A 13039-nucleotide genomic window follows, 5' to 3' on the forward strand; every position below is an offset into this window, starting at 1 on the left:
TTGGCTAGATAGAGAAGAAAATAAAGAACAGCACCTATTGGATGTTTGAGATTTAGGCGGGAAAACATGGAGAGAGGTCGGGAGTCCCAATGACAGCTATTCGGAGCATTTGACCGGTGTGGGCTTTTCCAACCAGAAGATCGGCTTTTTCGGTTTTCGCTACTATAAGGATGCGGGACCTGAAATCTATTGGACTAAAGATCAAGGGCATTCCTGGGAGAAGCTTGTCGTCACGCTTCCGGATGAGTTCAAGGATGACTACAACAAAACGCCTCTTTCTCCGGTTTTCAACGGGGAAGAAGGATTATATCCTATCCTGCTGACCAGGCACGAAGACGGCCAAGCTGTGGGGACCCTCTATCTATATAGCAAGGACGGGGGACTGACGTGGGCGTACGATGGGAAGTATGATAAGTTGTAAAGTTGATGACAAGTGAGGCGGTCGTCCGAACTCGGTTGTAAGAGGACAGGGATAGAAAGCATGGCCGAGAAGTATGGACGAAACAGTAAAGAGGGGGGACGAACCCCTCTTTTTTGTCTGTTAAGGCGGGGCGGGAAGCATAATTTTTTGACTATTTGCTTCTACTCTTAAAAAGGGAATTTGGAGGAGATTTGTTGAAGCCTGCTCAACCACCTTTTTTGCTTTTGTTATGCTTAGTTCTTATGTCTGCGTGTACGAAAAATGAAACGGAATATCAAGCGACCGCCGACAAGACAGCCTGACTCCAACTGCTCAGATTGAAGCGACCCCATCCCACGCGTTCAGGAACTGTGTGAGAAGCATCGCTTTAGTTATGGATATCGTAAGATCACAGGCGTTCTGCGCCGCTCACAGATTGTGAATCACAAGCGTGTGCAACGAATCATGCAGCAGTATGGATGGAACTGTCGCGTCAGAGCAAAGAAACGTAAGCAAACCGGACAGCCCGCTGATAATGCCCCCATCGAATCGTTTCATTCCACACTAAAGTCTGAAACGTTCCATCTCGAAGGGCTCACATGTACAACGACAGCAATCGTTGAACAAACCATTCGAGACTACATCACTTACTATAACTCAATTCGTATTCAAGCGAAACTAAACAACCAGTCATTGATGAATATCGGCAACTGGGTGCGTAATTTAATAGGTGTTTTGATCCCTGTCTCGCTGAGAGGGGTCAGCCCCGTCAGCCCTACTGTGGTATGGTACAGGTTTTTTTGTTCAAGGATAATAAAGTACTAGACTGATCGGATGTTCGCAGAAAGTACTTAATAATGCTCCATCGCTTTAACTGCGTCCAGGTCGACTCACAGGTTGCCGCGCTTTGTTTTGGCCCTTAAAATCGAAGAACACCAGAAAATATGGACATTTCACTGCTTTGATCCTTGATCCCTGAAATCCGTAGGCACCACACTTAGTTATCCACAACCGCCGTATCCCTTGTTCTGACTGGGCTCGCGGCGGTTGCATCTGCGGACTGTCAAACCCGGATAGACAGGGGGCTTCGTTCAGAGCGGCAAAAAAAATCTAATACATTTCGGCGTTGAAACTATTTCTCTATCCACTACGAATACTTAAATGGACAGACAAAAAGGAGGTGGTGCGGTTGGACGAGCTACGCCTGATAAAGAAAATCCAGCGGAGCGGCGACCGCTCCGCCGCCGATGAACTGGTGCAATACTACTATGACGAGATTTACGGCTTCGTGAAGAAACAAGTCTCGAATGCGGGCGTTGCTCTTGACCTGACACAGGAGATATTTATTTCAATGCTCAGGACAATCGGATTTTACGATGTGAAACGAGGTGCTGGATTCCGAACGTGGTTGTACAGGATTGCCACAAATAAGGTTGTGGATTGGTTTCGTTCGCGAGCCTATCACATGACCGCTAAAACGATACCCCTTGACGAGGTGGAGCCGATTGATGAAACAGACTTTACACAGCAATTCGAAGACAGCGATTTTACGAAGAAGGTATGCGCTTTTGTGGGCGGTACGTCTCCAGATACGCAGAAAATCTTCCGGCTTCACATCTTCGGCGGGTACACGTTCTCTGAAATCGCAGGTATCGAAGGGCTTCCCGAGGGAAGCGTGAAATCCAAGTATTACCGCCTTATCAACCTGCTTAGAAAGGAGTTTGCCGATTATGGATAAGAAAACAAAGAATACAAGCATTGAATATATTCTTTCGCAAGGCTTAGTCAAGCCGCAAACGGCAAGAGAACGGATTGCGGAAATGCTGCGCACGATAGGCTTCCGTTTCATCTTTTGGGATACGGGGTATAGCTTGTTCTTCGCCACCGTAACCCTTGCAGGCGTTCTTGTGTTGTTCAATTTTGCGCCTGACGATTACCGATACTCCGCCGCCATCACCGTCGCCCCACTGGTTTTCCTATTGATAACCATGTTTGTCGAAACGTCGGAGCGGACCTATGGGTTATACGAACTAAAACAGACTTGCCGTTACACAATCCGGCAGATAACCACTCTGCGGGTGATTTGCTACTCGGTTGTCGGCTCAGTGTTCACGGCGGTTATCGCAGCAATTAGTGCAGATAGCAGATATGAATTCCTTTCGTTATTCCCGCTTTGCATGTCTGCCCTGTTTATCTGCGCTGTCTTGAGTCTGTCTATTATGCGCTTTTTGCACAACAAATGGGTAATCGCAGTGTACTCGGCGGCTTGGGTATTCGTAAACACCGCACTCCCGTTCTCACTCGGCGAAAAGTGGGAAGCAATATTGCGCGAAATACCAATTGTCTTTTCAGCTTCGCTTGCTATTTTCGGAGCGGCTGTACTTGTTTACCAAATCTCAAAAATGTTGTCGGAGGTAAAAAAATATGCTGTCGCTTAACAATGTGACTAAGAAATACGGAAACTTCACTGCTTTAGAGAATATCAACCTCGAATTCTCAGGCGGTGTTTACGCTCTGCTTGCTCCAAACGGCGCAGGCAAGACTACACTTATAAAAATGCTCACAACACTCATCTCCCCCACTAACGGCGAAATCCTTTGGAATGGAGATGAAATCGTTAGGCTTGATGCTTCGTACCGTGACATCATCGGCTATCTGCCGCAGGACTTTGGCTATTACAGGAATCACTCACCGAGAGAGTTCCTGCTGTATATGTCAGCGTTAAAATGTATCGATCGCGATAAGGCGAAGCGCAAGACTGACGAACTCATTGATCTTGTGGGCTTGTCGGACGTGCGGGATAAAAAGATGAAGAAATTTTCGGGTGGTATGATTCAGCGCGTCGGAATTGCTCAGGCTATGCTAAACGATCCAAAAATCCTTGTTTTGGACGAACCTACGGCTGGGCTTGATCCAAAGGAACGTGTCCGCTTTCGCAATCTTATCTCATCACTATCCAAAGACCGCATTGTCATACTCTCAACGCATATCGTGTCGGACATTGAAACAATTGCAAGAAGGGTCATTATGTTCAAAAATCACAGTCTGTTCGCCAATGACACACCTACGTCGATATGCGGGATGCTCATGAACAAGGTTTATGAAACGGATGATATCACTGGTGTCAAATCATCTTATCTTGCACTCACAGAACGTCAGGAGAACGGTAAAACCGTCACACGCTTTACGAGTGAGAGCCACTGCGGCGATGTCGCGCGTAGTGTCAGCCCCAATCTTGAGGACGTGTTCCTATACATTTATCGAGATGAGGCAATGTGAGGTGAGATATATGCTATTCGGGCTCGAGCTAAAAAAACTTGTGCTTTCACCCGCAATGGTTGGTATGGTTGCCCTGTGCATCGTTTTTAACACTGTGATTGCGATAGCAAGCTACAACGATTATAACGCAAATCACAAAGCAGAATCTGTCAATATCTTTGAGGGATTTAAGACAAGCGAAATCGGGGAGGCATATATAAGGAAGTACAACATCACAGCCGAAAACGCAGAGAATATACGCGACAAGTATGAAAAACTACAACCTGTAATCGATGAGAAAGCGGCTAACGGCGATGCTTTGTCAACTTACTTCGGTGGACAGACTCATTACCGCCACGCTCTGTTGTTTAAGATCATGTTTATGGCAATTATTGCAGAAAGCTCTTTGCTAGCGTTATTTGCCGCGCTCATATCGGTAACCTACGAAAACTTGAGAGGGACCGAACATATTATATGCACTTCAAAAATTGGAAGACGGATACTCAGAACAAAACTGAGTGCCTCGCTGATTGCGGCAGTAGCCATGACTGTCGTAATCATTGGGGTGAGTTTGTGCATTCTTTTTCTCAGATTCAATTTTTCGGATGTGTGGAACGATAACGTATCAAGCATGTTTAACTACGCTGTGAATGAATACGGCAAGCCTTTCATCACATGGCACAGCTTCACTGTTGAGGGGTATCTTTGGGCAACAATCGGAGTAGCCTTTGGTATTGCAGTTTGCTTTTGCCTGTTGGGATTCGCAGCTGGGGTATTTGTTCGTAACGGATACGGGGCATTTATAGCCGCTGCGTTGGTAATAGGGATCACATTTCTTGCTAAGTCCCTCTTCCCAATCGGCTCAGTTTTTCGAGCCATGTGGGGTCTTACGCCAGTTTGGTTATGGAAAAATAGCGGAGAATGGTTCACCGATGGTGGAGCGGACATTATATGGGCGAACTTTGAGAGCGTTGGGCTTTTTTTTTCCCTTGTTATACTTTCCATCGCCGCATTCATTGCTAATAAAATATTCAAAAAGAGGGATCTATTATGAGGATATTCGCATACGAACTAAAGAAGCTATGGAATTGGCGCATTCTTGCACTTATTGTTGCAATGAGTGCGTTAACGTGGTTTGCATTTTTGAGCGAAGCACTGCGTTCATATGATAGTCTGACTACCCATGGTATTTACGGTTCCTATCAGAATGAGATGTTTGCACTTTACGGTGATACGCTTGAACCGGAAGAACTTGCCGACTATGATATCCCGGGCAAAAGGGTGGCGCTTATTTCTGAAATGGATGAGATTATCTCAAATGAGACGATATTTACCGAAAACAATATCTACAGCTATGCTCAATATGAGGAGTTTGTTGAGAACGGCTACTCCAGCGATCTAAGCAAGGAAGAACAGGAAATCTTTAGTGATACCTTATTCACAATGCAGAGCAAGTTGAATTATAGCAATAGCGCACAAACCTTAGATGAATGGTATGCCTCGCCATTGATTAGGATACAGACGCTCGAGGCACTCGAACGCACATATGTCGATTATGAGGCTTCTCTTCGCAGCTATATAGACAACGATTCCCGCCCCGTAGTCGTTCGCGCCGCTGAAAAATTACTACAAATGCACAATGCAAACTTGATCCACTATGATCTCAGTGGGCAATTTTCGCTATATGCAGCTGTTGTTGGGGTTTTTACCGTAGTGGCCATAATCATTTTCATTGCACCATTACTTACAACCGACCGTATGCGGAAGTTAAACCTAATGCAGTATTCATCCACTATTGGCCGCAGGATTTTTAAGCTTCAATTTGCCGCAACTATTGTAAGCACACTCGCTTTATCAATCCTTTTGATCGCCGCAGCATATATTCCGTTTCTTGCATCAGGCGCAGGGAATTATTGGGACGCGCATATCATGTCGCTTACTAGTGGGCAGATGCAGCTTTATAACATTACCTTCGGGCAGTACGTTCTCATTCTCGCGGGAATGATACTTGCACTAAGTGTCGGCACGGCGTGTTTCGCGTTTATACTTGCGAGGTTCAGTGCGAATATTGTGATGATGATGATTAAGGCCGTTCCGGTTGGCGTTGCGGTTGCGGGAATCGCCGTACTATCAGTCAACATGGCACTATCGTATAATAATATAGTTTTTAGCAATATCTACCGTGGTAGATTTGATGTGCCGGAGGTTATCGTATGTGGTTTCGTTGCCGTTGTCGGAATGATTGCGGCGGTAGTTGTAACGATACGGGAGAGGTATGTTGATTTAGCTTAAGGCACAGAGGATAAATGCACTATAGTTTATATGGCGAATTAAAAGGGGGATATGTTACTACTTACGTAGTTCTAAACTGAAACTGACCGCGAAGAACCCTTTGGGGCGCCTTTCTTTCCCCCGGGCTCGCGTGAGTTGTTCTTTTTGCGCAGTCCGTCGCTCGATGGAGGTTTGCTGCTGTTGTTGCTATTCTGACCGATCTGGCGTTCTAGCTCCTGCACGCGATTTTGGAGTTTCTTGATTTGCCACGCTTGCGTTTCCACGATCTCGGTTAGCTTTTCGTTTTGGGTCAAGAGCGCGGAAATAAAGCCAGCAATCTCGGTATCTCCTTTGCTAACGTGTAACACCTGTTTCGATGTTAGCTTCATTGCGCGCGCTCCTTCCTCAAAATCTGATAAGAAAATACTTCTACATGGTGCACCAAAAATCCTTTAAAAAGAGAAAGTCTCCTTAACGGTTATTTTAAGGAGACGTAAGTAGTAACGGGGGATATTATGAAAAAATCTATTAAAGCATTAATAAATTTAGGGCTTTACGTATATTTTCGTTAAAATGTTGGCGGTACCCCTTATAAGAATTATCTGGGATGTGGGCAACCTGAAAAGATTTACTCCTAATCAATTAGAACTATTGGGGAAAGAGATGTCTTTAATTAAAAATCAAGAGTTATTACGAAAAGTAATTGTTCTTAGGCAGTATGAAAACTACGGATATCAAATCGCTTATTACCTGCTTGAAAATGAAGCTTTGGCAATAAAAGCGGCAACTCAGGCGTTACTTGAGCTATTCAAGGCTGATAAATTCTTTCATCAGCCGCTTTCTTTTCAGAAACAGTTAATGAAAAAAGTATTCATAAAGCATTCGTTATTAACTAAAGCATCCATGGCTACCGGGAGTTGAAGGGGACTGACTCCATAGCATGAGACAAATCAAAACACCTTCAAGAGAATGCTCCTACGTCGTAAGATGTAGTAGACAACTTTGGAGGTGTTTTTGCATTGGCAACAAGAGTTAGCTACGCGGTTGAAATCAAAATGAGAGCTATTGAGATGAGATTGGCGAATATCCCGGTTAAGGAGATTATGGATCAACTTAACATTCGTAATGAGACGCAGTTGAAAACATGGATGCGTTGGTACCGAGCAGGTGATTTGCATCGTTTGGAGCAGCCGGTGGGTCAACGACAGCAATCGTTGAACAAACCGTTCGAGACTACATCACCTCCTATAACTCAATTCGTATTCAAGCGAAACTAAACAACCAGTCACCGATTGAATATCGGCAACTGGCTGCGTAATTTAATAGGTGTTTTGATCCCTGTTTCGCTGAGAGGGATCAGCCCCAGAAATTTCCATTTTACATAAAGTATGGTTTCTTTTGTGTTATTAATAGTATTTTTGAGAGAAATCGATGAGGGAAGAAGGAGATACATCCCCCTTATAAATTCAATCGATAAGCTTTAAGAAAAATAGCAGGATTTTAAGCTGGACTGCATCATTGAAGCTTCTGGGATTTAGACCGCAAAGTTGTTTTACTTTATCAAGTCGATAGGCAACCGTATTTCGATGAATATTTAATTGTTTGGAAGTTTGCTCAACATTCAGATCCAAATCTAAGAATGTTTCAAGTGTCTCCAGCAACTCGGAATGTAGACTAGGAGTAGTCAACGTGGGAAATTCATTTAAATAGATATCCATGAACTCATTGGGTATTTTATCTAAGATTCTTATAATTCCCCATTCGCTAATGTGCATGATTTTTTTGGAATGTTGGAGCTTTTTTATCATTTGAAGGCTGTGCAAGGCGTTATGGTAACTTTCACGATAGCCCTGAACAGTCTTCTGGGGAGTTCCGATACCTATACGGATATCTAGTTGCTCACTCACTAATTTTTCATATATTTGATGTGCAAGACGCCGAATTTGTTCCAAATCATTATTATTTTTAGCTGGGAATGCCATAAAAAATTGATCTTTTCCAGTAGGAGCTATGAAAATGGGGGTGAAATGAACACTAATGAGTTGTAGGATATGATTTTGCTTTTCCGATAATTCCTGATAGGTAGCGGTTTTAGGATTTAGGCCATCTATCTCTAGCAAAAGAAGTGTACAAATTTGCTCTGTGTCAATTTTAAGGTGTTGCGCTCTTTCCTCTAAATTTACGAAATTTGTGAATTTAGTGTTGATGAGGTCAAAAGCCCATTCTTCAATCATCTTTCTCTTGTATCTAAGTTGTTCACTTAAATAATTTTGTTGAAGAAGAGCTTCAACTGTAATTTTGACTATGTGGGCTATATTATAAACTTTGTTTGGGTCCCCCGTTATCCCTACAGTTCCGACGCATTCATGATTGAATAAAATCGGTAAATTCACCCCAGGTTTAGTCCCCGTCAAGTTTTCACTCTCAGAAGGATAAATGACTCGTTCTGATGCCATTTTCATGACCTCTATTGCCCCTTGATGCACCTGATCAATTCTTTCTGAATCGCTACTGGCAACAATCACTCCTTCATGATTCATGATGTTAATGTTATGACCTGCAACTTTGGCTATTTTTTCAATAATCGGATGAGCAAGTCCTGATGTGATAAGCATTCCTCTCAGCTCCTTCAAGATAAAGTCAACTGCCATATGTGCATCTGCACAAAAATCCTCCTGTATATGCAGTTATTTTCAGTAGTATAACCATTATGTTTGTGTGAATCGTATGATATTTTTATCATAGATCAATGTAAACTAGAATGACAAGCGAGGTTGGAGATGCGAATCATAATAGCTCCTGATTCTTTTAAGGAATGTCTTTCGGCAAGAGAAGTGGCCCTTAGTTTAAAAAAAGGATTTGAAGCTGAAATTCCATCTGCCAAAGTAGATGTATTTCCAATGGCCGATGGAGGAGAAGGAACGATTGATGCATTGGTTTATTCTACGTCCGGAAGAAAAGTGGAAGTAAGAGCCACTGGTCCATTGGGTGTGGAAACGAACTCCTGTTATGGTGTTTTAGGGGATAATGAGACTGTAATAATTGAAGTGGCGAGTATTGCAGGCTTACAGATGATTTCTGAAAGGAATCCGATGATTACAACCTCTTATGGCATGGGAGAACTGATTAACCATGCGTTGAACGAGGGGTATCGTAATTTTTTATTTGGCTTAGGTGGAAGCGCTACAATTGATTGTGGAATTGGTATGCTGCAGGCTTTAGGCGCCGTTTTCCTTGATCAGAAGGGTGCCCATGTCCCGCCTATTGGAAGCGCTTTAGAAAAAATCCATACGGTTGACTTTTCCGGTGTCAACCCTCTACTGGCTGAATGTGAACTTATCGTCGCAAGCGATGTAGAAAATGTGCTGTGTGGTTTAAAAGGAGCGGCGTATGTGTTTGGGGCGCAAAAAGGCGCGAAAAAGGATGAAATTGTAGAATTGGATCGCGGTTTACAACATTATGCCGCCCTTTGTGAAAAAGCGTTAGGTAAATCACTACAAAATATACCGGGTGCGGGTGCTGCTGGAGGTTTGGGCTTTGCCTTTTTAGTACTTGGCGCAAAAATTCAATCAGGTGCGCAAATTGTAGCAAAAGCTATGGGATTGGAACAGCATATTAAAGCTGCGGATTGGGTTATTACTGGAGAAGGGCGGTCGGATTTTCAATCGGTATATGGAAAAGTGCCTGTTTATGTGGCCAAAATTGCAAAGCAATATCATGTCAAATCGTTGTTGATTTCAGGAGCATTGGGTGATGGATATGAGCAACTATATGATTATTTCGTTAGTTGCCGCTCCATTACACAGGGGCCAATTAGTCTACAGGAATCTATGAAAAATGCCAAACAGTTACTGATTGATTCGTCACGTGATTTAGCAAGGCTAATTAAACTGGTGGATTGTAACCGTACAGTTGTTAATCTTTTTTAGCAAAGGAGCAATCAAAAATGACAAAAGTGGCAATTGGACAAATCACCCCTATTACAGGGGATAAAAACAAAAACCTGGAGAAGATGAAGGAGTTAACCCTTGAAGCTGTGGAAAACGGGGCCAAGTTAGTTGTGTTCCCGGAACTTGCTTTAAGCGGATATAACTGCGGGGATCACTTTTTTGAAGTAGCGGAACCCATTCCGGGGGAGGCAACTCGTTATTTTGAAGATTTGGCTCGTACCCATGAAGTTCATATTATTTGGGGGATGCCGGAGAAGGGGATTGGCGGCGTTCTATATAATTCCGCTGTATTGGTAGGGCCGAATGGCTATATTGGAAAATGGAGAAAGAACACATTGCCAGGGCACGCGACAGACCTATCAGGACCTGGGGCATTTCCAGACCGCAGATATTTTAAAGCAGGCGAGGACTTGCCGGTATTCAATTCAGCACTAGGGAAAATTGGAGTGCTGATCTGTTACGATATCTATTTTCCCGAATTGGCACGCATGCTGACCCTACAAGGAGCCGATCTAATCATCGGTATTTCTGGTTCACCCTCATTCGAAAAAGATATTTTTGAACCTATTGTAAAAGTTAGAGCGATGGAAAATGCAACTAATTTTGTTTATACGAATCTTGTTGGGAAAGAAGGGGATACCGAGTATTGGGGAGGAGGCTGCATCGTAGCAGCAGGTGACAAGGAGACGAAGCTGCCCGGTCATCCAATTCTCTGTAAAGCACCATATGAGGGAGAATGTATTACTCTAGCTGATATAGATATTCAGGCTCATCATAAAGTTCGTCCTTATTTTCCTGTATTACGCGACTTAACAACACGAATGTATGAACAACTTGCAGACATTCATAGAAAATTATCTTAGGGCTCGCATAATAATTGAAAAAGGTGGGAATGCGCATGAGTAAGTGGAAAGAGTGGTTTCAGGGGCCTCAGGATATTACCAAGGCAGAGGCGGTAGAAGATTATTCAGTTGGAAGAGTTCCATCTCGATATCGTTGGCCGATAGCAGCTATTATTCTTGTTCTTTTAGGAAACTCCACAGCCATGTTCTTCTTCACATATGGGGCCGAATTTGCTTATACGGTTGGTTGGCCAACCATGCTTATTCCTATTTTTTATTTTTTTGTGGGCGCTACAATTATTGGTGCGTGTACCATGAAGATTGCCAGTAAAGAAGGCTTATCGATGAGCCTATTGACGAGAGGCCTCGGGTTTGGGTATTTAGGATCTGCAGTAACTTCATTGATCTATGCCGTTAACTATATTTTTTATTTTATATTTGAAGGAACTATTGTTACGCATGCCATAGCCAATTATGCGGGGATTGGAATCAATTCTATAGGTGGTATTGCGATTTTTGCCGGCTTAGGCTTCATAACGATCTGGTTTGTATGGAAAGGGATGTCTTCCATGCAATTTCTCCAAACCTGGGGAGTGCCCATTTTCCTTATTTTATTTCTTGTAGGGCTTTATAATCTTTCTGTTAATTATGATGTTATCGGGGTAGCCTCCTGGATGCCGAGCAACAATGTAACAGCGACTACGATGTGGATGGCATTGAATATGGCCAATGGTCAGCTTGTTTTTCAGGGATTATTAGCAACGGATTATGGACGCTTTGCAAAACCGAATATTACGTATAAAGGAACAGCTACCATTATGGTCGGGATGTTGATCCCCATGCTGGCCGTTATTTTCCTCGGAGCAATGTTGGCGTATACATTATTGCCAACGCTGGATAATAACGCGTACGCCCTGGCTTCTGATCCCGGTTTTGTGTTCCCTATCGTAATGGGGATTCTTGGAGTTGTATTTGCGATTGTAACCCAAATACGAATCAATGTCATGAACTTGTATTCTGGATCGTTGGCTCTATCCAATACGATGGACAGTGTATTTAATTACCGTCCTGGCCGACAATGGTGGATGATAGCGGTCTGGTTATTAGGTGTCATATTTTATGCAGTTAACGTTCTACAATACATGAATACATTCTTGGCCATTACCGGGATTTTAACTAATACGTGGGTTTTCATCATACTTGCAGATTATTATATCTGTAGAAAGGTATTTAAATTGGCGCCATCCGATTTTGTAGAGTATCGCCAGGAATATCTGCATTCTTGGAATCCTGCAGGTATTATCTCTTTATCAGCGGCTGTATTTATCGGGGCGCTTGGGGTTTTAGATGTCTATCCGATATATTACGCTTCCTTTTTTGCGATGCTTACCGGACCTGTACTACATGTAATGATCTCGGTAATGACAAAAGGGAGATACTATTTCTCAAAGTTCCCGACGGATGTTGAAACGAGCTGGACAGCACGGCTATGATACGGAGTGTTCCGGAATTGATGGTGCACGTGCCAGAGACTCATCAGGATACGGAACAAGGACTATAAATACAACAGGGGCTGTCCAATAAGCCCCAAAATAAAAAAGTTGGGCGGAAAAACGTAAGGTTTTCCGTCCAACTTTTTTGGTTCTTGTGCTTCTGCTGCTGGAAAGTGGCGAGGTGGATACCCGCCATCTTCAGTAGATTGTGGGCTAAAGCCACAATCCCAAACTCGGTGTGAACCTTCTCCAGCCCTCGCAAGGAGAATCGACGGAACGAGCGATTGCCCTTGATGTGACCGAACACGCTTTCTACCTCGACTTTACGCCGAGCATAGATTGCGGATTTCTCGTCATCCTCAAGGGCTTTTTTGGCTTTTGCTTTTAGCTCTTCCCAGATCGTGTTCCAGTGTACCTCGCGGTTTCCCTTGGCCTTGGTGCAGCTTGCCTTGAATGGACAATCCCTGCAATCTTCACATTCATAAATCTTGAAGCTTTGCTCCAGACCAGAAGCGTTCTTTTTCGTCTGGTACTTCTTAAAGCGAACGTAACGGCCATTGGGGCAAACAAACCGATCATCGTGCGCTTCATACGTCCAGTTCGAGGCGTGCCGGATGTCCTTCTTGTAACGACGCGTTTTCTCGCTCATGTAGTTGCCATAGGGCATGAGAAAATCAAAGCACGGCTCCTTTTCTTCGCCCACCGCATACAAATAGTTTTCCTCACTGCCATAGCCTGCATCGGCAATCACGGTTTTGGGCATGGGTAAAGAGGATGCTGCTAATTGCTCCATATGGGGGATGAAACAACGCGTATCTGTGGGGC

General features: G+C 43.7%; 14 protein-coding genes and 2 pseudogenes. 13 read left to right on the forward strand and 3 right to left on the reverse strand.

Translation table 11 applies throughout. From position 1 onward, the window contains the following. The first annotated feature begins 118 nt into the window (after positions 1 to 118). The 7 genes and pseudogenes from ACFO1S_RS17770 (at position 119) to ACFO1S_RS17800 (ending at position 5950) form a co-directional block, all read left to right on the forward strand. A complete protein-coding gene (locus ACFO1S_RS17770; protein WP_204603924.1) occupies positions 119 to 421 on the forward strand; it encodes a hypothetical protein in 303 nt (100 codons plus the stop codon). A 336-nt stretch (positions 422 to 757) separates the two neighbouring features. Continuing rightward, positions 758 to 1102 (forward strand): annotated as a pseudogene (locus tag ACFO1S_RS17775) (IS3 family transposase); the annotation flags it as partial. 487 nt (positions 1103 to 1589) lie between these two features. Beyond that, positions 1590 to 2138, forward strand: a complete 549-nt coding sequence (locus tag ACFO1S_RS17780) for an RNA polymerase sigma factor (RefSeq protein ID WP_204603926.1) — start codon at positions 1590 to 1592, stop codon at positions 2136 to 2138. Next, positions 2131 to 2838, forward strand: a complete 708-nt coding sequence (locus ACFO1S_RS17785) for a hypothetical protein (RefSeq protein ID WP_204603927.1) — start codon at positions 2131 to 2133, stop codon at positions 2836 to 2838. Before ACFO1S_RS17780 ends, ACFO1S_RS17785 begins: the two co-directional genes overlap by 8 nt. Then, positions 2825 to 3679 carry an ABC transporter ATP-binding protein gene (locus tag ACFO1S_RS17790; RefSeq protein WP_204603928.1) on the forward strand — a complete coding sequence of 285 codons (855 nt, stop codon included), beginning with the start codon at positions 2825 to 2827 and terminating at the stop codon, positions 3677 to 3679. Before ACFO1S_RS17785 ends, ACFO1S_RS17790 begins: the two co-directional genes overlap by 14 nt. Before the next feature lies 1 nt (position 3680). Next, positions 3681 to 4712 (forward strand): hypothetical protein, encoded by a 1032-nt coding sequence (locus ACFO1S_RS17795; RefSeq protein WP_204603929.1) that lies wholly within the window; start codon positions 3681 to 3683, stop codon positions 4710 to 4712. Further along, on the forward strand, positions 4709 to 5950 hold the full coding sequence (locus tag ACFO1S_RS17800; protein ID WP_204603930.1) for a hypothetical protein: 1242 nt from the start codon (positions 4709 to 4711) through the stop codon (positions 5948 to 5950). Before ACFO1S_RS17795 ends, ACFO1S_RS17800 begins: the two co-directional genes overlap by 4 nt. 71 nt (positions 5951 to 6021) lie before the next feature. On the opposite strand, the gene ACFO1S_RS17805 is transcribed toward ACFO1S_RS17800, so the two are convergent. Next, a complete protein-coding gene (locus ACFO1S_RS17805; RefSeq protein WP_204603931.1) occupies positions 6022 to 6318 on the reverse strand; it encodes a DUF6444 domain-containing protein in 297 nt (98 codons plus the stop codon). Positions 6319 to 6538: 220 nt separating this feature from the next. On the opposite strand from ACFO1S_RS17805, the gene ACFO1S_RS17810 reads away from it, so the two are divergent. From ACFO1S_RS17810 to ACFO1S_RS17820, 3 genes and pseudogenes are all read left to right on the forward strand, one after another. Continuing rightward, positions 6539 to 6850: a hypothetical protein gene (locus ACFO1S_RS17810; protein WP_204603932.1), complete on the forward strand. Its 312-nt coding sequence runs from the start codon at positions 6539 to 6541 to the stop codon at positions 6848 to 6850. A gap of 98 nt (positions 6851 to 6948) precedes the next feature. Next, a pseudogene (locus ACFO1S_RS17815) lies at positions 6949 to 7134 on the forward strand (IS3 family transposase); the annotation flags it as partial. A 32-nt stretch (positions 7135 to 7166) separates the two neighbouring features. Next, entirely contained in the window at positions 7167 to 7247 is an 81-nt protein-coding gene (locus tag ACFO1S_RS17820) for an IS3 family transposase (protein WP_378127270.1), read from the forward strand. Positions 7248 to 7395: 148 nt separating this feature from the next. Here the strand turns inward: ACFO1S_RS17820 and ACFO1S_RS17825 are convergent, their stop codons facing one another. Then, positions 7396 to 8544: a CdaR family transcriptional regulator gene (locus tag ACFO1S_RS17825; protein ID WP_204603933.1), complete on the reverse strand. Its 1149-nt coding sequence runs from the start codon at positions 8542 to 8544 to the stop codon at positions 7396 to 7398. 165 nt (positions 8545 to 8709) lie between these two features. Between ACFO1S_RS17825 and ACFO1S_RS17830 the strand changes: the two genes are divergently transcribed. Genes ACFO1S_RS17830 through ACFO1S_RS17840 form a run of 3 tightly spaced genes read left to right on the forward strand, consistent with a single transcriptional unit; the run spans position 8710 to position 12214 of the window. Beyond that, positions 8710 to 9858, forward strand: a complete 1149-nt coding sequence (locus ACFO1S_RS17830) for a glycerate kinase (protein WP_204603934.1) — start codon at positions 8710 to 8712, stop codon at positions 9856 to 9858. Positions 9859 to 9875: 17 nt separating this feature from the next. Then, on the forward strand, positions 9876 to 10742 hold the full coding sequence (locus ACFO1S_RS17835; RefSeq protein ID WP_204603935.1) for a carbon-nitrogen hydrolase family protein: 867 nt from the start codon (positions 9876 to 9878) through the stop codon (positions 10740 to 10742). Positions 10743 to 10777: 35 nt separating this feature from the next. Further along, the gene (locus tag ACFO1S_RS17840) at positions 10778 to 12214 is read left to right on the forward strand and encodes a purine-cytosine permease family protein (protein ID WP_204603936.1); all 1437 of its coding nucleotides are present in this window, start codon (positions 10778 to 10780) and stop codon (positions 12212 to 12214) included. 43 nt (positions 12215 to 12257) lie between these two features. Here ACFO1S_RS17840 and ACFO1S_RS17845 read toward each other — a convergent pair. Continuing rightward, positions 12258 to 13039, reverse strand: a 782-nt coding sequence (locus tag ACFO1S_RS17845) for a transposase (RefSeq protein ID WP_378127256.1), incomplete at its 5' end; no start/stop codon positions are given.

It is taken from the genome of Cohnella boryungensis, from assembly GCF_042651945.1.
Lineage (GTDB): Bacteria > Bacillota > Bacilli > Paenibacillales > Paenibacillaceae > Cohnella > Cohnella boryungensis.

What these genes read in the sequence shown, in the direction of transcription:
- ACFO1S_RS17790 (WP_204603928.1), top strand. Translation starts at nt 2,825, where the DNA reads ATGCTGTCGCTTAACAATGTGACTAAGAAATACGGAAACTTCACTGCT.
- ACFO1S_RS17830 (WP_204603934.1), top strand. Translation starts at nt 8,710, where the DNA reads ATGCGAATCATAATAGCTCCTGATTCTTTTAAGGAATGTCTTTCGGCA.
- ACFO1S_RS17835 (WP_204603935.1), top strand. Translation starts at nt 9,876, where the DNA reads ATGACAAAAGTGGCAATTGGACAAATCACCCCTATTACAGGGGATAAA.
- ACFO1S_RS17785 (WP_204603927.1), top strand. Translation starts at nt 2,131, where the DNA reads ATGGATAAGAAAACAAAGAATACAAGCATTGAATATATTCTTTCGCAA.
- ACFO1S_RS17840 (WP_204603936.1), top strand. Translation starts at nt 10,778, where the DNA reads ATGAGTAAGTGGAAAGAGTGGTTTCAGGGGCCTCAGGATATTACCAAG.
- ACFO1S_RS17805 (WP_204603931.1), bottom strand. Translation starts at nt 6,318, where the DNA reads ATGAAGCTAACATCGAAACAGGTGTTACACGTTAGCAAAGGAGATACC.
- ACFO1S_RS17825 (WP_204603933.1), bottom strand. Translation starts at nt 8,544, where the DNA reads ATGCTTATCACATCAGGACTTGCTCATCCGATTATTGAAAAAATAGCC.
- ACFO1S_RS17800 (WP_204603930.1), top strand. Translation starts at nt 4,709, where the DNA reads ATGAGGATATTCGCATACGAACTAAAGAAGCTATGGAATTGGCGCATT.